The organism is Paenibacillus sp. 203 (assembly GCF_037027525.1).
GTDB lineage: Bacteria > Bacillota > Bacilli > Paenibacillales > Paenibacillaceae > Paenibacillus > Paenibacillus polymyxa_B.
The window spans coordinates 162,556-185,268 of record NZ_JAXCHD010000003.1 but is presented as its reverse complement, the minus strand read 5'-3'; the positions used below and the strand labels follow the sequence as shown (position 1 = coordinate 185,268).

General features: G+C 46.7%; 26 protein-coding genes. 2 read left to right on the top strand and 24 right to left on the bottom strand.

Annotated elements, in window-relative coordinates:
- Nucleotides 1–29 precede the first annotated feature (29 nt).
- The 14 genes from trpE to mtrB all read right to left on the bottom strand — a co-directional run bounded on the left by trpE (nt 30) and on the right by mtrB (nt 12,190).
- Nucleotides 30–1,580, bottom strand: coding sequence for an anthranilate synthase component I (gene trpE, locus WA407_RS07260; RefSeq protein ID WP_235309591.1), 1,551 nt, complete (start codon nt 1,578–1,580; stop codon nt 30–32).
- Between the two features lie 385 nt (nt 1,581–1,965).
- Nucleotides 1,966–2,340, bottom strand: coding sequence for a chorismate mutase (gene aroH, locus WA407_RS07255; protein ID WP_013310718.1), 375 nt, complete (start codon nt 2,338–2,340; stop codon nt 1,966–1,968).
- A 2-nt stretch (nt 2,341–2,342) separates the two neighbouring features.
- The gene (gene aroB, locus WA407_RS07250; protein ID WP_336077207.1) at nt 2,343–3,437 is read right to left on the bottom strand and encodes a 3-dehydroquinate synthase; all 1,095 of its coding nucleotides are present in this window, start codon (nt 3,435–3,437) and stop codon (nt 2,343–2,345) included.
- Between the two features lies 1 nt (nt 3,438).
- On the bottom strand, nt 3,439–4,608 hold the full coding sequence (gene aroC / locus WA407_RS07245; protein WP_013310720.1) for a chorismate synthase: 1,170 nt from the start codon (nt 4,606–4,608) through the stop codon (nt 3,439–3,441).
- Between the two features lie 229 nt (nt 4,609–4,837).
- A complete protein-coding gene (locus WA407_RS07240; protein WP_023989169.1) occupies nt 4,838–5,638 on the bottom strand; it encodes a CheR family methyltransferase in 801 nt (266 codons plus the stop codon).
- Nucleotides 5,639–5,668: 30 nt separating this feature from the next.
- A complete protein-coding gene (ndk, locus tag WA407_RS07235) occupies nt 5,669–6,112 on the bottom strand; it encodes a nucleoside-diphosphate kinase (RefSeq protein ID WP_061829211.1) in 444 nt (147 codons plus the stop codon).
- Between the two features lie 110 nt (nt 6,113–6,222).
- On the bottom strand, nt 6,223–7,197 hold the full coding sequence (locus WA407_RS07230; RefSeq protein ID WP_061829212.1) for a polyprenyl synthetase family protein: 975 nt from the start codon (nt 7,195–7,197) through the stop codon (nt 6,223–6,225).
- Nucleotides 7,194–8,060 carry a menaquinone biosynthetic enzyme MqnA/MqnD family protein gene (locus WA407_RS07225; RefSeq protein WP_336077046.1) on the bottom strand — a complete coding sequence of 289 codons (867 nt, stop codon included), beginning with the start codon at nt 8,058–8,060 and terminating at the stop codon, nt 7,194–7,196. Before WA407_RS07225 ends, WA407_RS07230 begins: the two co-directional genes overlap by 4 nt.
- On the bottom strand, nt 8,017–8,721 hold the full coding sequence (locus WA407_RS07220) for a UbiX family flavin prenyltransferase (protein WP_336077045.1): 705 nt from the start codon (nt 8,719–8,721) through the stop codon (nt 8,017–8,019). The genes WA407_RS07225 and WA407_RS07220 overlap by 44 nt, the downstream gene beginning before the upstream one ends.
- Nucleotides 8,721–9,593, bottom strand: a complete 873-nt coding sequence (locus tag WA407_RS07215) for a UbiA-like polyprenyltransferase (RefSeq protein WP_336077044.1) — start codon at nt 9,591–9,593, stop codon at nt 8,721–8,723. The genes WA407_RS07220 and WA407_RS07215 overlap by 1 nt, the downstream gene beginning before the upstream one ends.
- Nucleotides 9,586–10,314 carry a demethylmenaquinone methyltransferase gene (locus WA407_RS07210; protein ID WP_061829257.1) on the bottom strand — a complete coding sequence of 243 codons (729 nt, stop codon included), beginning with the start codon at nt 10,312–10,314 and terminating at the stop codon, nt 9,586–9,588. The genes WA407_RS07215 and WA407_RS07210 overlap by 8 nt, the downstream gene beginning before the upstream one ends.
- Before the next feature lie 9 nt (nt 10,315–10,323).
- Complete coding sequence (locus tag WA407_RS07205; RefSeq protein ID WP_336077043.1) at nt 10,324–11,193, bottom strand: heptaprenyl diphosphate synthase component 1; 870 nt, start codon at nt 11,191–11,193, stop codon at nt 10,324–10,326.
- Between the two features lie 116 nt (nt 11,194–11,309).
- Entirely contained in the window at nt 11,310–11,861 is a 552-nt protein-coding gene (locus WA407_RS07200) for a hypothetical protein (RefSeq protein WP_023989175.1), read from the bottom strand.
- A 98-nt stretch (nt 11,862–11,959) separates the two neighbouring features.
- On the bottom strand, nt 11,960–12,190 hold the full coding sequence (gene mtrB, locus WA407_RS07195) for a trp RNA-binding attenuation protein MtrB (protein WP_013310730.1): 231 nt from the start codon (nt 12,188–12,190) through the stop codon (nt 11,960–11,962).
- A gap of 37 nt (nt 12,191–12,227) precedes the next feature.
- Between mtrB and WA407_RS07190 the strand changes: the two genes are divergently transcribed.
- Nucleotides 12,228–12,521, top strand: a complete 294-nt coding sequence (locus WA407_RS07190; RefSeq protein ID WP_250261099.1) for a hypothetical protein — start codon at nt 12,228–12,230, stop codon at nt 12,519–12,521.
- A gap of 71 nt (nt 12,522–12,592) precedes the next feature.
- Here the strand turns inward: WA407_RS07190 and WA407_RS07185 are convergent, their stop codons facing one another.
- The 5 genes from WA407_RS07185 to WA407_RS07165 all read right to left on the bottom strand — a co-directional run bounded on the left by WA407_RS07185 (nt 12,593) and on the right by WA407_RS07165 (nt 17,981).
- A complete protein-coding gene (locus tag WA407_RS07185; RefSeq protein ID WP_013310732.1) occupies nt 12,593–12,865 on the bottom strand; it encodes an HU family DNA-binding protein in 273 nt (90 codons plus the stop codon).
- A 247-nt stretch (nt 12,866–13,112) separates the two neighbouring features.
- The gene (locus WA407_RS07180; RefSeq protein WP_336077040.1) at nt 13,113–14,099 is read right to left on the bottom strand and encodes an ABC transporter permease; all 987 of its coding nucleotides are present in this window, start codon (nt 14,097–14,099) and stop codon (nt 13,113–13,115) included.
- A complete protein-coding gene (locus WA407_RS07175) occupies nt 14,096–15,613 on the bottom strand; it encodes a sugar ABC transporter ATP-binding protein (RefSeq protein ID WP_254328407.1) in 1,518 nt (505 codons plus the stop codon). Before WA407_RS07175 ends, WA407_RS07180 begins: the two co-directional genes overlap by 4 nt.
- 67 nt (nt 15,614–15,680) lie before the next feature.
- Complete coding sequence (locus tag WA407_RS07170; RefSeq protein ID WP_254328406.1) at nt 15,681–16,796, bottom strand: sugar ABC transporter substrate-binding protein; 1,116 nt, start codon at nt 16,794–16,796, stop codon at nt 15,681–15,683.
- Nucleotides 16,797–17,048: 252 nt separating this feature from the next.
- Nucleotides 17,049–17,981 (bottom strand): zinc-binding dehydrogenase, encoded by a 933-nt coding sequence (locus WA407_RS07165; RefSeq protein ID WP_061829222.1) that lies wholly within the window; start codon nt 17,979–17,981, stop codon nt 17,049–17,051.
- Nucleotides 17,982–18,112: 131 nt separating this feature from the next.
- On the opposite strand from WA407_RS07165, the gene WA407_RS07160 reads away from it, so the two are divergent.
- Nucleotides 18,113–19,024 (top strand): MmyB family transcriptional regulator, encoded by a 912-nt coding sequence (locus WA407_RS07160; protein WP_061829223.1) that lies wholly within the window; start codon nt 18,113–18,115, stop codon nt 19,022–19,024.
- A gap of 178 nt (nt 19,025–19,202) precedes the next feature.
- Here WA407_RS07160 and spoIVA read toward each other — a convergent pair whose 3' ends face one another.
- From spoIVA to WA407_RS07135, 5 genes are all read right to left on the bottom strand, one after another.
- Nucleotides 19,203–20,681, bottom strand: a complete 1,479-nt coding sequence (gene spoIVA, locus WA407_RS07155) for a stage IV sporulation protein A (protein WP_336077038.1) — start codon at nt 20,679–20,681, stop codon at nt 19,203–19,205.
- Between the two features lie 38 nt (nt 20,682–20,719).
- Nucleotides 20,720–20,857: a hypothetical protein gene (locus WA407_RS07150; RefSeq protein WP_013371690.1), complete on the bottom strand. Its 138-nt coding sequence runs from the start codon at nt 20,855–20,857 to the stop codon at nt 20,720–20,722.
- A 245-nt stretch (nt 20,858–21,102) separates the two neighbouring features.
- Nucleotides 21,103–21,453 (bottom strand): 2Fe-2S iron-sulfur cluster-binding protein, encoded by a 351-nt coding sequence (locus WA407_RS07145; RefSeq protein WP_039271045.1) that lies wholly within the window; start codon nt 21,451–21,453, stop codon nt 21,103–21,105.
- Nucleotides 21,454–21,492: 39 nt separating this feature from the next.
- Nucleotides 21,493–22,143, bottom strand: coding sequence for a hypothetical protein (locus tag WA407_RS07140; protein WP_336077037.1), 651 nt, complete (start codon nt 22,141–22,143; stop codon nt 21,493–21,495).
- Nucleotides 22,144–22,321: 178 nt separating this feature from the next.
- Entirely contained in the window at nt 22,322–22,597 is a 276-nt protein-coding gene (locus tag WA407_RS07135) for a stage VI sporulation protein F (RefSeq protein WP_013310741.1), read from the bottom strand.
- Nucleotides 22,598–22,713: the final 116 nt, after the last annotated feature.

The window sequence follows — 22,713 nt, the reverse complement described above, 5'->3', positions numbered from 1 at the left end:
TCTCCTCCTCAAAATCAGATTTTTGTGTGTTACGGAGTGTACAAATAATCCTGGTTGATGACGCTGTTATAGGGCTGCGTCGTTGCCGGGAACATCACTTCTGCAGTACGGATTGCCTTCAGCAATGCCTTCGCTTTGTTCACCGTCTCCTGATACTCGCTTTCCGGAACCGAGTCCCACACAATTCCAGCGCCTGCCTGGACATAGGCCCGGTTCTTTTTAAACACAATCGTACGAATCGTAATGCAAGCGTCCATATTACCTGAGAAGCCTAAATATCCAATCGCCCCTGCATAGGGTCCGCGTGCTTCCCGCTCCAACTCAGCAATAATCTCCATGGCTCGTAGCTTCGGAGCCCCCGATACGGTGCCGGCTGGCAGACAAGACAGAAAAGCATCGAAGAAATCTTTGTCCTCCCGTAGCTCACCTGACACATTGGATACAATGTGCATGACATGGGAATAGCGTTCAATCTCCATGAACGTATCGCATTTGACTGTGCCAAACTGTGATACACGGCCCAAATCATTTCTTCCCAAATCGACCAGCATCAGATGTTCTGCACGTTCTTTTTCATCGTTTAACAGTTCTTCAGCAAGTGCCACATCTTCTGTCTCCGTTACCCCACGCGGTCTCGTTCCTGCAATAGGACGGGTTTCTACCCGGCCGTTTTCCACCTTGACGAGTGCCTCAGGCGAAGTGCCTACGATGATCTCGTCATCCATTTTCAAATAATACATATATGGCGACGGGTTCATCGTGCGCAGCACGCGGTATACCTGTAAAGGTGAGGCCTCTGTATCAATGTGAAAACGCTGGGATAGTACAACCTGAAAAATATCACCGGAGCGGATATACTCCTTCGCCTGCTCTACGTTTGATATAAACTGTTCCTTCGTCACATTGGATTGGATCTCACCCAGTTCCACATCATCAGGAATGGAGGCTGATCCTAATCGCTCAGGCTGAGACTGCTTGCGCAAATACTGTGCCGTTTCCTCCAACTTGCGTTCCACGTCAGCATAAGCAGCACGGATGTCCTCATCGCGGAACCCTTCGCCTACATGAACATTGCCGACCAGCAAAATTTGCTGCTTCACATGATCAAAAACAATGACTTGATCGCAGAACATAAAACGAATATCATCCATATTCAAATCATCTACCGAATGCTCTGGTAGCTTTTCATAATATTGAAGCAGGTCATATCCAAAAAATCCGATAGCCCCGCCTGTAAATGGAGGCATTTCTTTCAGTTTCGGACTACGGTATTTACGAAGCAATGCTTTGAGCGCTTCAATCGGCTTGTCGTTTAATATTTGCCGTTTACCGTGTTGTTCCAATATTAAACGTCCTTTTTTACCCGAGACCATTAGAAACGGGTCTGTACCGATGAATGAATGTCGCGCCCACTGTTCGCCTCCCTCTACACTCTCTAGCAGAAAGGCACGGTCCCGCTCGGCATACCGACGGAAAATCCGAATCGGCGTCTCCATATCAGCCAGCACTTTTTTGTACACAGGAATCAGGTTAAATTCATTCGCCATCGTTATCACTTGCTCCACATGCGGCGTTAACATGAGATCACTTCCTTTCCAAATTGGCGCAGAACCATAGGAGAGAATATAAAAAAGCCTCTACCGGTAAGGTAGAGGCTGTCAGTTATTGAAATTATAAGAATGCTCCATATGTAAATGACTACAGCAAATAGATAAGTATACACTCATCCCTTTTGTATAAACACGCAGGTTCCTTCAAATAAGCTTCTCTGTAGAAGAATATCTCTTCATAGACAAAAGCTTACCTGCTACCGCCGGTCTCTGTAATCTCATATGGAATTGGCTAAGGCTGCACTCTTCTCATCTCAACTCTGTCTCTGGCTAACTCTACTCTACTTAACTCTGCTACACACACTATATCTCATGGGATGTTACTTTGGCAACCATCAACTTTAAAAACGGGCGCTTATTTCCCTTGGGAAGCCAGATCCGGTCTTAACGCCTGCGCTCCGTTCAAATATACATGTTTAATTTCCCGCTGGGATTTATCGGTGTTCACCTGTACCATCAAACGGATGCACTTGGGTAAACTGCCTGCCACAGGAATTTCTAATGCACACATGAGCGGAACCATATCCCAGCCATCAAGCTGACGAATGGCCTTGGCTGGAAAGGCAGTATCCAGGTCATGGGTCACCGTAATCCATACGTTACTAATATCCTCCGGCTGAATTTCATTGTAGGATACAATTTCCTCCAGTAGTTGGCATGTTGCTTCCAAAATTTCGTTTTCTTCATTATTCACTACGGTTGTCGCGCCACGAATTCCCCGATTGTACATCGTTACGCCCCCTCTTTTAACTGTTCAATAACTTGTCGGATGTAAGAGACGGAAATATCCTTCACAACCTCCACGTGCCCGATGCTACGTGGGACGACAAAAGTAATGCTGCCTTCTTTGAACTTTTTGTCATGCATCATCGCGTCCAGTAGCCGATCTGTATCGAGATGTGACGGAAGGGAGGTCGGTAGCCGTAGCGAAGACAACATATCCTTCGTTTCATCTACCAAAGAAGGATCTGCCCCCAGCTTCACGCCCAAAAGTGCGGAGCCGACCATACCAATAGAAATGGCTTCCCCGTGTAAAAACTCACCATATCCCGCAATGGCTTCAATCGCATGACCAATCGTATGACCTAGGTTTAGAATAGCGCGCAAATCATTTTCTCGTTCATCGCGCGACACCACTTCGGCTTTTACGGAACATCCCTTTTCCAGACCGTACTCCAGAGCTGTCGCATCCAGCGCAAGTAAATCAGTCGCATGGTCACGGCACCACTGGGCGAAATCAGCATCCCAGATCAAGCCATGCTTGATCATTTCAGCAAGCCCCGCAGATACCTCACGAGGAGGTAATGTTGACAACGTATCTACGTCATACAACACAAGTTCCGGTTGGTGGAAGGCTCCTATCATATTTTTCGCCAAAGGATGGTTGATGCCGACCTTACCGCCCACGCTACTATCATGGGCAAGGATCGTAGTGGGGATCTGTACAAACTTGACACTTCTCATATAAGAAGCTGCCACAAATCCAGCCAAATCACCCACCACACCACCACCAAGTGCAATAACGGCTGAATTGCGATCCAAACCTCCCTCAATGGCTGCTGTTATGACCTGCTCAAATACAGCAAGCGACTTGGAAGTTTCACCTGGCTTAACGACAAAGGACACTGTCTTGTAGCCAGATGCCTGAAGATTGCTCTCCAATGTTGCCAAGTAGAATCCCGCTACATTTTCGTCAGAAACAATCAACAACGGGCTTTTTTGCGCAATTCCTCGTTCCTTCAACAACTCTCCGGCTCGATGTAGCAGCCCTCGTCCGATATGAATAGGATAAGAACGTTCCCCAAGCTGTACCGTCAGCGTACTCATCTTAGTACCGCCCCAGTTGTTCTTCGTAGGATGCAATATTTGCACGAATCTCTTCAATCGAATCCCCGCCGAATTTTTCTAGCAAAGCTTTCGCAATCTCCCAAGCTACCACATGCTCCATAACTACGCTAGCCGCGGGTACTGCACATGCATCCGAACGCTCAACCTGTGCAGTGAACGCTTCCTTTGTATCAATGTCGACGCTTTGCAGAGGCTTGTAGAGTGTAGGGATCGGCTTCATTACGCCACGAACCACAACTGGCATTCCATTCGTCATGCCACCCTCAAAACCACCCAAACGATTGGTACGACGGTGATATCCACGTTCCTCATCATATAGAATCTCGTCATGCACCTGTGAACCACGCAATTCTCCTGCTTCAAAGCCAATGCCGATTTCCACGCCTTTAAATGCATTAATCGACATGACGCCTTGTGCAATACGTGCATCCAGCTTCCGATCATACTGTACATGACTGCCCAGACCAATCGGAACACCTTCTACAATACATTCCACTACCCCACCGACTGAATCACCTTCTTGCTTGATCAGATCAATATATGCTTCCATTTTCTTTTCGGTTTCTGGATCGGTTACTCTCACCGAGGAGGCTTCTGTCACGGCAATCAGCTCATCAATCGGCAGATCACGGTAAGGAGCTTCGATTTCCCCAATGCGGATGACCTGACCTGCCACCTTGATTCCGAACTCAGCCAGCAATTGACGGGCCAAACCGCCGCAGGCCACACGAATTGCTGTTTCGCGTGCACTGGAGCGCTCCAGCACGTTACGAAGATCCTTCAGGTTGTATTTCATTCCGCCATTCAAATCCGCATGACCCGGACGTGGACGGTGAACCCGACGTTTTTCTTCATCACTGCCTTCAATAGGCTCAATATTCATAATGTTCTGCCAGTGCTTCCAATCGTTATTTTCCACAACCAGCGCAATCGGTGCACCCGTGGTGTAGCCGTGACGTACGCCTCCGGCAATTTTCGCCGTATCTTTTTCAATCTGCATACGCCGACCCCGTCCATATCCTTTCTGACGACGGTGCAGCTGAAAATTCAATTCCTCAAAATCCAATTTTAAATTGCTCGGCATACCCTCTACAATGGCAGTTAGCTGGGGACCATGCGTTTCCCCCGCGGTTAAATAACGTAAACTCATGACGCGTTCCCCCTTTAAACTGTTAAACTGTGCATCGCTAAAACCTTTAACTGTGCTTCATTATAGTATACGCACCTTTCTTTGACAAGAAAAGCCACGTGTATGCAGATAAACAAAAACACGCCTCTTAGCCAAAGGGGCTAAAGGACGTGCTTTGCTGATAAGCCAACCATCAATTACTCAAAGATATAAATAAGTTCCTACAAAACTTTGGATGATATACGCAGGCTTATGCTTTTTTGCGATAAAAAAAGGTTTCCGTCGATTCCAGACCATATTGGTTAGGAGAAAAGATTTGCTCTGTGCTACCGACAAATAACACACCGCCGGGACGAAGACTGGCTGCAAACTTTTGATACAACGTATGTTTGGCCTCTTCTGTAAAATAAATCATTACATTTCGACAGATAATGAGATCATAGCCATCCTCAAACCGATCCAGCAGCAAGTTTTGCTTTTGAAATTTCACGGCTTGTTTCAAACGGTCATCAATTCGATACATCGCACCATCCGGCTTGAAATATTTGCTAGCTACCTGCTCAGGTACATCCTTGAGCGAACGCTCCAAATATTTACCTTCCTTGGCTTTTGCCAATGCACCATCATCAATGTCGGAAGCTGTAATGGAGCAATTTCCTAAAATCCCTTTACCGTCGAGAACCATAGCCAGGCTATAAGGCTCTTCACCAGTCGAGCATGCCGCACTCCACAGCTTAAGCTTCTGCTTTCCTACAAGCAGTTGTGGCAAGATTGTATCCCGCAGCACTTCCCACCGATTGGGATTTCGCCAAAATTCCGAAACATTGATCGTCATCCGATCCAGAAATTCATAGAATAGAGGTTTTTCCTTCATCATGGCATCATAAAAAGAAACAAAACTGGGAAACCCGTTTTTGTTGCGAAGCGTAGTTAACCGCCTTTTCATCTGTGCTTCTTTGTATTGTGCAAGATCAATACCTGTGCTGTCCTTGATTTTGCGGATAAACGCTGTGTAATCGGGGTCCGTCTGACCCAGTTCCATATCCGTCATGCTACCATCCTTCTTCATACGTAATTAAACTTATACCCAGGTCGCCACACTTTTTTCATACCGAACGGATTCTTCCGGCAGGAAAAAATTTGCAATCTCGCGCTCTGCGCTCTCCGGTGAATCTGAACCATGAATGAGGTTAAACGGTGTATGTGCTGCAAAGTCTCCACGGATTGTGCCCGGAAGAGCTTCGGTTACTTGTGTTTTACCAATCAACAAGCGGGAGAGCGTAACGATGTTATCCCCTTCCCATACCATAGCAAACACAGGGCCTGATGTGATAAAGCCTACAAGCTCTTCAAAAAAAGGCTTGCCCACATGCTCTGCATAATGCCGTTCTGCCTGTTCTCTTGATACTTGCACAAGCTTGCCAGCCGCCATTTTGAAGCCTTTGTCTTCCAGACGACTGATGATACGTCCAATCAGTCCACGTTGTACACCATCCGGTTTAACCATCAAAAAAGTACGATCCATCGGCTCACTCCCAATCCAATCTAATGTATTTATACAGTACTAAACTGTATTGTAACAGAAAGCTTGGAAACGGTTAAAGTATTTTGTCACAGCAAACCCAAAACACAACTTTAGTAGGAGCGGCGTGTTACAAAATGAGCAATATCGCGTAGCGTCTTTTTTGTTTTGACATCTGGTAGTAAGTCCAGCGCGTTTAGCGCTTTATTAATATATCGGTCGGCGAGAATTTCAGCTTTAGCGATTCCTTCACTTTTTTTGATCATATCCACCGCTTTGCGTGCATCTCCTTGCCCATCCCCATCCTGAATGCGGCGGATTTCGGCCAGTAGATCTGCACGCAGCTCAGGCTGTTCGAGCGCATAAATCACCGGAAGCGTAATATTCCCCTGTCTCATATCGCTGCCCGGCGGCTTGCCAATCTTTTTTTCCGTGCCACACAGATCAAGCAGATCATCCTGAATTTGAAAAGCCATACCTACGTTATAGCCATAGCTGTACAGCAGGGAATTGATACTTTCCCGTGCCCCTGCAGCCATAGCTCCCAACTGGCAGCTAACCGCAATCAACAATGCTGTTTTGCGCCGTATGCGAAGCAAATAATTACGCACACTCTGATCCACATTAAAAAAATCACGAATCTGTTCCATTTCACCAATGGACATCTGCACCAGCGCTTTAGACAGTACCCGGTGAATGTCGGGATTCGGCAGTCCAGCAGCAATAGACAGCGCACGTGCATATATGTAGTCTCCGGTGTACATAGCCACCCGATTGTCCCATTTGGACTTCACGGTGGGTTGACCGCGTCTCATTTCCGCATCGTCAATCACATCGTCGTGAACGAGAGAGGCAGAATGAATCAGTTCTAGAGGTACCGCTATACGCTTGAGCTTGTCCAGATCATATTCTCCAAACTTGCCTCCCAGCAATACAAATACGGGACGCAAACGCTTGCCCCCTGCTTTAAGCAGATGAAGCGACGTATCATTAATCAACGGCTCCGTACTGTCGATACTGCGGTATAACTCTTCTTCTATAAAGTTCATATCCTTCTTTAATAAACCAAACAAATCCAATCGTTTCATTCTTTCACCCGTGTCAGCGTATTGTCACTCCAGAGAAGCGGCTTCACTCGTCGGTCAAGCAGCCCCAGTTCATGCGCATACTGAAAATAAAGCTCTAAACCTTGTTGTTGCTTCTCTCCAAAATCATAACACAGATTAGTAAAGTAGCGCTCCCAATAATCTCGCAGACCTCCAATTTCCTCGCATGCTTCAGAAATAACAGGCGTCAGGTTCGACAGACTACGCTGCTTGCTTGCGCGGAACGCACTCGCAATTTCAGCCACAGCGGCAGGATTCTGAGCAGCAACAGCACGTCGTACTGCCCATACAGCAAAAGTCATACTGTAGCCCGTCCAGCGCTTCCACTCTTCTCCGAGGTCCGTAACATACAGATCTTCACTTCGCCAAGATGCCTTAATCGCGTGATCTCCAATCAATAGCCCTGCATCTGCCTGTTCCAGCATCAAGTCAAGGTCCGGTTCACAGTCAAAATAGGAAGGTTGACCTTCCCATGCCTTTTGCATCAAAATTTTCAACAAATTCACGGATGTAGCAGACGTATTCGTAAGTGCAATGGTTCCGTTTTTGATTTCGTCCAGCGGCTTGCGTGAAAATAGTAAAATGGATTGCACAGGACCATCTGCACTGACGGATAAATCTGGCAACAATAGCATTTCCTCAGCACCCGATGCATACGCAAAGGAGGACATCGCACTAATATCCAAACTCCCATTCAGCATACCTCGATTCAATTCAGCCGGAACTTTAGAAACCATCTCCGCCGAATGGAGAAGCTTAGAAGGATTAAAAAAATGAAAAATAGGCCAAGCGTTTGTATATTTAATTTTTCCGATTGTGATTGTCTTGGTGTCCGGTGTCGGCATCGGAATCCCCCCATCTCGTAAACAGTTGATGTTCTATACGCAAGCTGTCCAATACTTTGCCTACGAGGAACAGCACAATATCATCCAGCGTCTTCGGATGAAAGTAAAAAGCCGGCATAGCCGGAATCATTTTGACGCCGAGTCTCGCAAGCTTAAGCATGTTTTCCAAATGAATGGCATGTAGAGGCGTCTCACGAGGCACAAGGATCAGCGGACGACCTTCCTTCACCATCACGTCCGCTGCCCTCGCCATGAGATTATCGGACGAACCGTGTGCTACTGCTGACAACGTCCCCATCGAGCATGGCATGATAATCATCGCATCCACCAAATAAGAGCCGCTCGCAATCGAAGCTCCAATATCTGTGAACGGATGGTATACAAGAGAACCGGGACGGCCTCCGAATTGTTCATTCAAAGCCCCTTCCCGGTCAGTCACATTCCAGCCCAACTCCTCTTTCAACACCCGCCAGCCAGCATTGGAAACGATCAGGTGAACTGTGTATTGCAAGTCCAGCAAAGTCTCTACCAGTCGCACACCATAAATGCTTCCGCTCGCGCCTGTAATGCCAATAACGATTCGTTTGCCTTGATGTCCGCTCGCGCCTGTAATGCCAATAACGATTCGTTTGCCTTGATGTCCGCTCACCTGATTATTCATTAGTATTGACGCACCACCAAATCAATCAGTGTAAAGGCAAATACGACAGTGCTAAGTACACCGTTCATAGTAAAGAATGCCGTCTGCAAACGACTCAAATCTTTTGGAGATACGATATAGTGTTCATAAAATAAAATAATGTACGAAATAATCATGCCCGCCAGATACCACCAGCTTAAATCTGCAATAAAGAACAGTACAATAAATCCGATCGCCGTAATGACATGGAATGCCCGAGCAATGTTCAATGCACCTGCTACACCAAAACGGGCAGGAATAGAATAAACTCCTTCGTTTTGGTCAAAATCTATATCCTGACAAGCATAAATTACATCAAATCCCGCCGTCCAAAATGCAATCGTGAGATATAGTACGATAGCGGTCAAATCTATTTGTCCCGTTACTGCAACCCACGCACCTAGTGGCGCCAAACCAATGGTCAGACCAAGTACAACATGGCAAAGCCAAGTGAAACGCTTGGTATAAGAATAAAAAACGAGCATAAAAAAGGCCAGCGGAAACAGCTTGAACGCCAGCGGACTTAACTTGAATGATGCCCAGAATAACAACACCAAACTGACGATAATGAAAATCACCACTTCGCTCGATTTGAGCAACCCCGCCGGGATAGCGCGTCCTGCTGTGCGCGGATTTTTCCCGTCAATCACCCGGTCAATCATACGATTAAAGCCAAAAGCCGCGCTACGTGCGCCTACCATAGCTAGCAGGATCCAGCCGATCTGCGGCCAGGAGGGAAGGTTGCCTGTCACGACAACAGACCCCAATACAGCCCCCATGAATGCAAATGGGAGCGCAAATAAGGTATGTTCAATTTTAATCATTTCCAAAAAAATAGCAATTTTCTTAAACATGCTGACTCTCCTTGATTCCAATGTGCAATGCCGCAATGCCTCCGGTGAGAGAATGAGCCTGGACATCCTTCAATCCGACTTCACGGAAGATGCCAGCCAACTCATCCCTTCCTGGAAAAAGCGCCAACGAATCAGGGAGCCATTTATACTGCTCATAACGTTTGGCGAACAATTTGCCGAGCATGGGCAAGATGTGTTGAAAATATGTGTAGTAAATTCCCTTGAACGGCTGCCAAGTAGGTTTGGACAATTCCAGACATACGACCTGCCCGCCAGGTTTGACGACTCGTTGCATCTCCTGTAACACTTGGCGCAGGTCAGGCACGTTGCGCAGACCGAAACCAATCGTCGCATAATCAAATGAATTATCTTCAAAAGGTAGTTCCATCGCGTTGCCCTGAACAAGCTTAATTTGCTTTTCACGGGATTCTGATGTAATCTTACGCTCGCCAACATTGAGCATGTTCTGACTAAAATCCAGTCCTACGATGTGACCACTTTCACTTGCACGCGCCATCGCAAGCGTCCAGTCACATGTGCCACAGCAAAGATCGATTGCCGTATCGCCACGATGCATGTTCATTTTTTTCATCGTAAATTTCCGCCAAGCCTTATGTCTGCGAAAGCTCAGTATATCGTTCATCAAATCGTATTTACCTGCTATGCTTTCAAACACGCCATGAACGAATTGTTCTTTCGGCTTGGTGTCGCTTGATCCCATCACGTTCACCTAACCTTCCCTCACAACTGGGTGCGGACTATTTAGCAGCTTCAGGAAAGGCTCAAGCATGCGTTCAAATTCCTCGATCCCCGTATTTTGATCATCTGACAGGATCTGCCGGATGTGTGTAACTGCCGAGCGAAGCTTGTCCAGTATCGCATCCTCGGCTTTGTATTTCAGAACAAGCTTACGCCATGCTTCAGTGTCAGTACCACTATCTGAAAGCAATGCCTGCTCGTTCCGGTCCCCGTTACCATAAATATACCAGAACATATATCCGAAACGGGACTTGTCCGGTTCTGTCCGCTTCCCCCATTCCTCCACCAAGGTATCACAGAGGGCAAATTTGTTGAGAAGCTGCTTCCAAATTTCCTGATCCTGTTCTGCTACAAGTGAAGTGAATGATAAAAAAAGTTCCTTTTTGAAACGAACCATCTGAGTTAAATACTGAGTTGCATCCAATCGGAATTGCTTCATTCCCCAGTACAAACTCATTTTCCCTGCGTTCACTTCACATACAGCATCACTCAGCTTCGAAATGGCCGTGATGCGGCCTGCCAGTGCAAGCAGCTGATAAAAACGACTGCTAAAATAGTCCCCTGCTAACACTTTCAGCTGTCTGGAACGCATCTCCTCCGGGCTCCGTATACCGGATAAAGTATCAATCATATCATGCGTATCCAGCCCCATCTGCACAAGTGAGGTTACCAATGCGTACAGTTCGTCCTCACTGGCATGCAGCTCCTGCGCATTCCGGTTCAAAAACACAAACATCAAACGGGTACGGCTGTCAGGAAAAGCCGGCATTTCCGTATGTTGTTGAATCATGTCGTATTCCACATATTTCCTTGCTAATTGGGGTACGCGATACGGTTTCATCCTAAGCCTCCGAGACATGACTTTCTGCTATACTCAAATAATTGCAATGCCTTATATTATATCACAATTTAAAATGATTCGCGACTAAAGTACTGTAGGTCCACCGGCAGAAACATCTAATCTGTATATACACCGTTAAACCTGTTTTGCCACATGGGCGTTACTGTAATGCGGAAACGGGATTTCAAATCCTCTGGCAATTCCGCGCCTTCCCGGCTTCTCAGCTGTTCCAATGCCTCGTTCGTCCACTCGTTCCGGCGTATATCTGATGCAAGCAGCAAATGACGTTCTCCTGACCATTCGTCCTGCGTCACCACCCGAAGCAGCAATTGCCGTACATTCGTCGTTCCGTAAAAGCTAAAAGCGGCAAGCTCCGCCATGTTTTGATAAATCTCTAGTGGGGCAGTTTCTTCCTTGGACAGCTTGACATCCAGGGTCAGGACTGAATGTTCCCAGCTTGCGCTTGCAATCGGTGTGGTCAACGGCAGCTCGTTCAGCGTATCCACCAGATTGTCATCCGACAGCAGCACCCGTTGCTGAGGCGAAATCGTCGCCTGTGTCTCACGAACTGCTGCGGTTCCTGAGTCCAGCACCTGTAAGGACGGCAGCAACACAGCTGCAGCGATGGTTATGAGAATGGAGCCACCGAATACAATCCAAGGTTTCATCAGAGCCTCCCCTGACCTCTACCTCATAATGTGGGTTTGCTACGGTAAAGGTCCTCACTCTCATTCTACAACAAAAAAAAGCAGGCTATGCCTGCATTTTAATCCTCCGTATCTACTACCCCGTGCTTAGTCATCACAACGGCTTTGCCGCGAATTTTAATAGCAGAAGTATGATCCGTAAATTGGACGATCAGTACCTCGCCCTTGTCCAATTTTTCTGAATGATGCAAGCGTGTATCCTGACCTCTAGTCAGACCAAAAACCTGACATCCGTTGCTTTTCGCTTTAATTACGACGTACTCACTGCTACCCGTCACATTATCTTCCATGTCCTTTTCCTCCCTGAGAGCCGAAGCTATACTTTTTATGATGGAGATTCAAGCTAGTTTTGTCAACTACATGCTTCCCGAGCTACCTGCAACAATTAGCGTGTCCCGAGCCATACTATCCGTGCAGTCCCATCCATTAAAGAAAGGAACGGATCTGATGAAAAACTATCTTCCCGCCAATCTCAGCCCTGCCCAAATCGAACGGCTTCAACAGCTAGAGCATGAATTTGCCGAGCTAACGGGTGAACCCCTGGTGCTGATCGCTTATGCCTCGCGAAACGCCAGAACAGCTTCCTCTTCTTCAGACCATAGCACCTCTACCACGAAGTAAACAGGGCAAAAAGAAAAGGCCGTGAATCAAATTCACGGTCTTTTCAGCGCATTGGGAATATGTAAGAAATCTTATTTAATTCCGTCTTTGAGCGCTTTACCCGGTTTAAATGCCGGAATTTTGCTCGCAGGGATTTCGATTTCTTCTCCTGTTTGCGGGTTACGTCCTTTACGTGCGGAACGTTCACGAACCTCAAAGTTCCCAAAACCTACCAGTTGCACCTTATCTCCGCTTTGCAGCGCTCCAGAGATCGCCTCAAATACTGCATCGATTGCTTTGGTTACGTCCTTTTTGGACAATTCAGTGCTTTCAGAAACCTGATTGATCAAATCCGTTTTATTCATAATATTCACCTCCCAATTCAAGTGTAGTCCAGCATTAAGGTTATCGGTGTTAATGACCGATATGAGGTCGCCTGTATAAAATAACCCGGGCGGCGTACTGCCTTCCATAATGTTATCATCTGTTTCCGTTTCGTCGTTAAATATACATAGAATATACCTAACCTCCGCAATATAGGCCGAAACTGGCGTTTTATGGCACCCTTCTTGCGTGGAACAAGGTTTATAGTAATACAGTCCACAGACAATTTCAAGTACGACGACGGTTTGACACGTAAAAAGTAACGGCCAGCGCAAGTACCAGCACTACTCCTTTAACAATATCATGGGCAAAATATTGCACATTCATCATCGTTAATCCATTAACCAACACACCGATCAATACCGCACCAATAAATGTACCAATGACATTGGGTTTACCAGCACCAAAGACCGAAAAACCGACGAATACTGCAGCTACCGCCTCCATGAGCAAAGGGGAACCCGCGTCAATTTGGCCTGAGCCTACTCGCGAGGCATACAAAATACCGGCAATCGCCGCAAATACGCCTGAAGCAACATAGGCCAGAGTACGGACTTTTTTTACCCGTATGCCCGACAGACGAGCAGCTTCCTCATTTCCACCCGTTACATACATTTGACGCCCATGCTTTGTATAGGTCAAGAAAACATGCACCGCCGCCACAGTCAGTAACAGTAAAATAACCGAAATCGGGATACCCAACCATTTTCCTTGCCCCAGCAATAGAAATGCAGGAGATATCTCCCCCGGCGCCTTGCTGCCATCAGGAAACTGCATATGATTGTATATGGTATAGCCCTGGGCGTACGTTTTGTGAATCCCGCTTACAATATACATGATTGCAAGAGTTGCGAGCAAATCAGGAATACGCAGTTTAATGATCAATAATGAATTTAACAGTCCTACCAAAGCGCCGACAATCAGAGACACAATAATGACCACCGCAACAGGCTGCTCATACCAGACCATCAAAGAAGCTGAAACGACCGTTGTCAAAGATACTGTAGCTCCCACCGACAGGTCAAAACCGTCCACGATAAGGGACAACGTCACACCAATGGCAACGAAAGTCACAATGGCAATAGACCCTAGAATATCCATTAAATTATCATAAGTCCAGAAATAAGGTAATGTAGATGAAAAAAACGCCAATACACCTATAATGACAACTACGGCACCGTAACGAAATGAGACGTTTAACCATTTTTCCTTCATGAATGCACCTCTTCACCGCCGCTGGCATACAACAGAAGCTGTTCCTGTTCCACTTCGCCCCGCGCAAATTCCTTTATAATTTTGCCATCATACATCACTGCAATCCGATCACCAATGCCAATCCCTTCAGCAAATTCACAGGTTAGATAAATGATCGCTTTTCCTTGCTCCGCCAACTCCCCAATGATACGGAAAATATCACTTTTTGCCCCTATATCCACACCCTTGGTTGGCTCGTCAAAAACAAATACATCCGCTCCCGAATGCAGCCATTTCCCAATCGCAATTTTTTGCTGATTCCCGCCACTCAAATATTTAACATTCTGACGGAGCGATGGCGTCTTAATACCGAGAGAGGCGACAATCCCATTACCGTTATTTTGTTCTTTACGCCGACTGATGAAACCAAGGACACTCAGCTTCCCCAATAGCGGAAGGCTGAGGTTTCTTTCTACACTCTCCTCAATTAGCACCCCCTGCTTACGTCGCTCCTCGGGTATGGATACAATTCCTCGAGCTACCGCATCCGCTGGCTCTCTCAATCGAATGGAGCGACCCTTAAAGGTCAGCTCTCCCTTATCCGGCTTGTCTGCTCCTGTAAGAAGTCGTGACAGCTCCGTTTTGCCTGCACCAACCAAACCCACAATAGAGAGAATTTCACCACGTCGGGCCTGTAAATCAACGCCGTGCACTCGTAATCCTTTGTGAAGCCCTTTTGCTTCCAATATCGTTTCACCAATAGGTACCTCTGTTTTTGGGAATTCCTCTTCAAATGTTTTCCCAAGCATATGCGTAACGATGTCGCCTACACTTAAATCAGAAGCAGGTCCCGTGAACACGCGCTCGCCATCACGCATCACCGTAACACGGTCACTGTGTTCGATAACCTCCGGCAATCGGTGTGTGATGAGGATACATGCAACTCCCTCATCCTTGAGTGTATGGATTGTACGGAACAAACGTCGCGTTTCTTCCTCGCTGAGCGGCGCCGTAGGCTCATCAAAAATGATGGTATTTGCTTGCTGTGTCAGAATACGTGCGATAAGTACAAGTTGTTTTTCTGCCAACGTCAGTTCAGACACATATCGTCGTGCGTCAATATCTACCTCTAGACGTGCTAATGCCTCACGCGCTCGTCTGCGCATAGCCCCCGGCGCAGCCCACCATCGACCATCAGGTGCAGACAAATCGTCCATTACAATGTTTTCAGCTACGGTTAACTGAGGCACAAGCGCTGAATCAACCTCCTGATACACACAGTGGATTCCCGCCCTTTTGGCCTCCCACGGTGAACTAATGTTTAGTTCCTTGCCACCAACTACGATAACTCCCTGATCGGAACGATACGCACCGGACAAAATCTTCATCAATGTGCTTTTCCCTGCCCCGTTGGCACCCAGCAGAGCGTGAATTTCGCCACCCTGCACCGTAAAATCCACGGCTCGCAGCGCATCTACACCAGCAAACTGTTTGCTGATTTTCTTCATCTCCAATGTATATACTTGTGAACTCATGGTGCCCCCTCACGCCTGCTTATGATAAAAGCGCGCCGAAGCGCGCCTTTTGCATGATGCAAACATTTTATTTGGACGTTTCATATTCCTTCATCCAATCCTCATATCCCTGCTCACTTTGACCCCATCCCTCCACATATTGGGATAGCTCGGATGTGGAAATTTGCTTATCTGGCAGCGCTTCGCGTTGCACATATACAGCCTTCAATACGACTTTCTCCTCCGGATTATCCCCATGCAGCTTCTGATATGCATAGCGCACTTGTACGCGCCCGATATCTGTTGGATCAACGGCTGCCGAGGCCACCCAAGGATTTTTCGGGTCCTGGATCATTTGCAAGTCCTCGTCGCTCATGTCAATGCCGTAGACCTTAATTTCCGTACGTCCCGCTTGTTGGATCGCACGGGCTGCCCCTTTGGCAAATTCATCCCAAGCCGCCCAGACGGCTGTAATTTCGCCCTTAGGATATTGCTTTAATACAGCTTCCATTTTGGCTTGCGTATCTAAAGCAGGATTCTGAGCAGAACCAAAAGTCGCGATTTCTTTAATATCCGGATTGGATTTCAAAAATGCATCATAAGCAACCTGACGACGTTCCATCGGTGCAAATCCAGCAACCCATACTTTCACAATGTTACCTTTGCCGCCGATATCCTTTTTCATTTGCTCCAGCGTCAACTCAGCCATGCTTTGGTCATCCTGTGAGAGCACTACCGCACCCGGAACATTGACGGCAGCATCGAACACGATAACCGGAATATTGCGGGAAATTGCTTTTTTCAGCCCTGTCTCCAGCAATGCATCACCGTGATCAGTCAAAATGACATCAAACTGCTGGTTAATCGCACTATCAAGCAGAGAAGCCATTTTAGCCTTATCGTTATCTGCCACAAACTTAGTCAGCGTACCGCCAAATTTCTTAACTTCCTCTTCCACGCCTTGAACATACTGTTGCGAAAATGTGCCCGTGTTAAACTCCATGATCAACGCAACCCGTTTACCCTTTAGATTTAAATTGTCCGTTTTTCCGTTTGTTGTATTCGATCCCGCAGTGCTTGTCCCTTGAGTGCCGCTCTCTGTTTTCGGCACGCCGCATGCAGTGACCAGCAAAACCAGCACCAGTAGCATGATAGCCCCTAGCCCTAGCTTTTTGTTTCTTTGGAGCTCTTTTTGGATATTCATGATTTCATTTCCCCCTCGTTCAATCCACAAAATGATTCAAATTTGATACTTAATATATCGCTTTAAACCAAGTATGTAAATAGGTTTTATTAAATATAGAAAAATTTCTGGTTTTATAGGCCAAAACACAACAAACAACCGCCCCCCGATTGAATACCGGAAAACGGTTGCTGCTTAAATTTGAAATCAGGACGGAGCCTAGTCCGAAGATACAATCCTGTTTTGTTATTTTAAATATGAGAAAGCTCACATCTAATTTATTTGGAGCACTGCTTTACCGGAGAACCTCCGATCTATCAGTTGTTGGGCAATAGTTCCAATTTCCTTCCAGGATGTCTCCACTTCGATCCTTGGTACTAACTGGCCTTTGGAAACAAATTCACCTAATAATTTCAGATCTTCCGCCGGCGAATAGCGATTTATCTCCTCTCCTAAAAAGAAGCTATACAAGGTTCTACCACCTAAGCCCCTGATATTAATCGTTGCGTAAGGTGAGGACGAATGTCCCATGGATACACATATTCCGTCTGGCACAAGCTGAGGCAGTAAGGCAGCTAGCGTATCACCACCTACTGAATCTATAATTAGATGATAAGGTCCAAATGCATCAACCGATGGAATCGCGGTATCTCCAACAATAACCTCATTAGCACCAGCCTCTTGAACAAGTAAGGCTTTTTCCGTTGTTCTGGCAACACCTACTGTAAAAGCTCCAGATTGCGCGGCTAGCTGATGTGCAAAAATTCCAACTCCGCCAGTCGAGCCAGTAATCAACATTCGCTTACCGAGCAGCATTCCTCCTTTTCTAAGCGTATAGAGCGCTGACAGACCAGCTACTGGTAAAGTAGCCGCCTGGGCAAAGGTAATATCATCGGGAAATTCAGCCAGTAATGAAGTAGGAGCAGCAACCTGTTCGGCCCATGCTCCCATCAAGAGAAGGCCTACGACACGGCTTCCCTGTTTCGGACCCGTGCCATCTTTAGCCTGCTCAACGACGATCCCAGAAAAATCCCAGCCTGGTCTGATCTGTCCTCCATTATTTCTTGCATCTACAACTTCACCCCGATTAAGAGAGAAGGCTTGTACTTGAACGATCGCTTCCCAAGGCTGGGCCTGTGGGGCGGCAACTTCCTTTATCGCAAAATATCCTGAAGCAAACGGATCTGTTACAATTGCACGAACCATATGATCTCCTCCATGTTTGTCATTGAGAACCCTTTGTAAATAGCTCCCCTTTTTCACAATGTAGTATACTGTAGGGAATCATGTGTACCAAGTGTAGAACTACACCTCATTATGAAAAGGATTGAAAAGAGATGACCATGCACAAGGATGAGGACTTCCAGCACAAAACATTAAAAATCGTATTGGGAGAGATTGAAGCTGTTCGTATGAAACGCCAGCGGGAATATACCGAGCAATCTCACCCGTTATTGAAACGATTTACTCAGCAGGAGCTTAATGATGAGGCCTGTCCTACATATAAAAATCTATTGGTTGGACGGTCTCGTCGAATACCGGATCGGCAAACGATGATCCATATTGCTGAGTATCTGGAGTGCACTTCAGATGAGCGCAACGATCTTCTCCTCGCCGCCGATTATCTTCCGATCCATTACGAATTGGAAGGACGGTCTCTGGAGCTGGCGCTGGAGCAAGCGCAGCAGATCATGAGTAATCTGCCTTTTCCGGCAATGATCGTCACTCATACCTTAGATATTAAGGGGTTAAATGAGCCGTTTCGCCAGTTATTTGATATCCCCTATGATTCTTTTATGAATGGCAAGCTGAATAAAGTTGATTTTCATTTTAACTCCGATTTTTCCATTCGGCCCCGTTCCACCTTCGATACTGAGTCGTTCGAACAATGGGAGTCTCATGCTATTTATGGAATACAAGCTTTTAGAAGGAATAACATGTTTTCCCGATACGACCATGGGTATAAAAAGTTAATTGACAGATTTCGAAAATACGACGACCTCAATAAATATTGGAATATGCAGCCAAAGGACTCAGCAAATGAAGTTGAGCAATCCAAAATCATTTTGGCCAGAATGGGAACCATGGCCGATTTTGTCCCTATTCGTTACAAGCAAATTCATCTTTCTGTAAGCAGCCACATGTATCCTGGAATTGAAGTGTACTTACCAATAGACGAACCTGCACGCAGAGTATTTGAATATTTGGGGTGTCCTGCAGAATGTCAGAACTTCGCGTTTAATGAATAGCCAGTCAATGAGAAACGAAAGCTCAATAAAAATAGAGGTAGTCTAGGACTTTATTTTCTCGTCCATGGCTACCCCTGTCTGGTTTTGGAGGTCAGTCTAATATTTTGTTTTCTGCGAACCGTAGAGAGCAAATTGCTTTCCACGGTATTTCCTTATATATTTTTGGTGTGGCTTAGCCTTAAAGAATAATAGCAATGAGACCGCCGGAGCCTTCATTAATGATACGACCCAGCGTTTCCTGCAGCTTATAGCGTGCATTGTCCGGCATCATGGCGATTTTACCCTGAATGCCTTCCCGTACAATAGAATGAAGCGAACGTCCGAAAATGTCTGACTCCCAAATTTTGATTGGGTCATTCTCAAAATCCTGCATCAGATAGCGCATAAGCTCCTCACTTTGCTTCTCTGTTCCGATAATCGGAGCAAATTCCGATTCCACATCGACCCGAATCATGTGTATGGAAGGTGCTGTTGCCTTGAGCCGCACACCAAACCTTGTACCCTGACGAATCAACTGCGGATCGTCTAGTGCCATCTCGGACAACGACGGCGCGGCAATGCCATATCCCGTTGTCTTGACCATTTCCAGCGCTTCAGCGAAGCGGTCGTACTCCCGTTTGGCATGGGCAAAATCCTGCATCATTTGTAGCAAATGATCCTTGCCGCGAATCTCTACCCCGACGACTTCGACCAAAATCTGGTCGTACAGCTCATCGGGAGCATACAGATCAATTTCAGCTACGCCCTGCCCCATATTCATCCCGCTCAACCCGGCCCTGTCAATGAATTCATATTCCATAAACTGGCCGACCACTCGATCTACATCACGCAGGCGTCGAATATCTTTAACCGTATCGCGAACGGAATTTTCATAATTGCTACGCAGCCAGTGCTCTTCGTTCAGTACCATGACCCAGCTCGGTAGGTTTACATTCACCTCATGCACCGGAAATTCATACAATACTTCACGAAGTACGCCTGTAACATCATCTTCCGTCATAGTCGCCGCGCTGAGTGTCATGACGGGTATATCGTACTTGGCAGCCAGCTCACTGCGAAGCTGGAGTGTTTCATCACTGCGCGGATGCGTGGAGTTGATAACCAAAACAAATGGTTTGCCAACTTCCTTCAACTCCTCAATGACGCGTTCCTCCGACTCTACATAAGAAATGCGCGGGATTTCCGCAATCGTGCCGTCTGTAGTGACTACCACACCGAGCGTCGAATGCTCCTGAATAACCTTGCGTGTACCAATTTCTGCCGCTTCCTGAAAAGGAATAGGTTCTTCGAACCATGGTGTGGAGATCATCCTCGGACCATTTTCATCCTCGTAACCTTTTGCTCCTTCTACTGCATATCCTACACAGTCAACCAGACGTACATTCACATCCAGTCCTTCCGTTACTTTGATCTGGACGGCATTATTCGGTACGAATTTAGGCTCCGTCGTCATGATCGTCTTGCCTGCCGCACTTTGCGGCAACTCGTCTACGGCGCGGGCACGGTCCGCCTCACTTGTAATGTTTGGCAGAACAATCGTCTCCATAAAGCGCTTGATAAACGTTGATTTTCCTGTTCGGACTGCGCCGACGACCCCAAGATAAATGTCTCCTCCGGTGCGTTCGGCAATGTCTTTAAAAATGTCCACTTTCTCCAATGAAATCCCCTCCTCAAAAGTCTCCGAAGGAAAAATGCTTAAAGAGCATCCGCTTCGTGTTCAACCAACTGCTTGATCCCAGATGCGGCAGAACAGCCTTTAAAATGCCCGGAAGTCGTCCGCCGCCGAGATTCAGGAGACTGATGGAATCGGCGAAACGGCGTAAACTCGTACATGCATTTGGACTGATACCATCATATGTATCCCCTCCGTAAAATATGTTTAGTTTTTTGAAAAATAGATTACGACAGAGCGATCATTGCAGAAACGATATTTTACGTTTGGGTCCACTCACCTAATATATGCGGGGCAAGGCTCTCCCATGACTTTGTCGCTAGACTAAATAAAAAAAGGATGTTTCTCCTGACTGTTTAGAGTCGTCGGAAACCATCCTTTTTTTATTCTCCTGATATAATCGGCATTACCACAGTTCATCATCCATCGCCTGACGCTCCAGTTGCCGCCTGATAGCCGCTTTGAGCTTATCCTCCGGTATGGTTACCTCCATATCGCCTTGGACACGAGCCTGGCAGGATAAGCGTATTCCTTCATCCAGTAAAGGTCCCAGCTTCCGCTGCTCTGCATCGCTGGGTTGACCTGCGAATTCAGCCCATTCTGGAGATATTTGTACCTTACACATCAGACAGGCTGCTTTTCCGTCACAACGAGTGGGAATATATACACCCGCTTTACGAGCAGCCTGAAGCAATGACGTACCCTGACCAACCTGTACGCGCCTGCCTGACGGCTTGAACGTAATCTGCACATTCATGAACGGTCCTCCAGTCGTCTTTCTCCTAATACACACAGCTTATACTTCATTGCCCATCTGGATGACAGAATGCAACTCTGGCCAAGGCAGAAGTTCTGCAAGCTTGTCCAATTGCTCCTCATTCCAAATATTACTGACTAGTAACTGCTTCAGTACAATTATATGACGTTGCGGATCGCGCTTCATGACATCGGCAATCGCTTTGTACCGGTCGGGTCGATTTCGCAATATATTGAATAAAAGTTCATGACTGAGCGGCATCAGACGCAGTGAAGCACTCCCCAGCTCAAGCTGAACACCAGTCGACCAAAGTAGTCGCTCGATCTCTAAGCGGTATAACGCTCCGTCACATAATACCTCAAATCCTCCCACCAACTCGACTGGAAATCCCTCCAGATCATAGTGGCTCAGCAATGAAACGTAAGAGCCGCTACGGTCAACCTGCTGTCGATCTATACTCATACCCAGGGGGTGCGCATGAAGCTGCTTTGCGGCATGAATATCCGCATAAATATCAATGTCCCGAGGCATGCGATCCAGTTCAACTTCTTGCACAAGTAATGAACAGCTCCCGCCCAACATCCACGGAACCGACACTGTTGACCAGCTCTCAGCCAAGCTACTCAGCGCAACTGCCAGATTGTGAGGAAGCCTGTCCACTAACACTGATGATATTGCCTCCTTCAACATCGTTTCCTCCTTTGCTGTCTTTCCTTCCGTTTCCTGATGGGCATCATTATAACATGTTCGACAGGGCAGTTCGATATTTTGTGTACTGAAAAAGAGGTTACCTACTCCAAAATACAAAAAAAACCGCGAACCTTCCCGGTTCACGGTGAATAATACTAACTGGCGTGCGGCCAGCGGTCTATTTTTTCATCATCATTTTCATCAACGCTTCCATATTGGAAGGATTCATTCCGCTCTTTTTGACGGCACCAACAATATCCCTTACTGTATCTTCCGACACCGGAATGTTGGCCATCGCAGACACCTGCTTGATAAGCTGACGCAGTTGCGCTTCGCTTTGAAGCGTGTCCGCCTTTACCGTGCCTGCCAGCTTTTTCACTGCATTTTCGGATATGTTTTTGCCGCCTTTTTTGTTAATGGCCTTCAATGCATCTTTCGGAAAGTTTTTATTCACAATCTCCCCTCCTCCGCCATTGCTCAACTCAGTCTATGAGTGGCGGAGACAAAAGGTGATTAAGCGTACATAAGACATGCCAAACGCCTAACTAAAAAAGGCTATCTCATTATAGA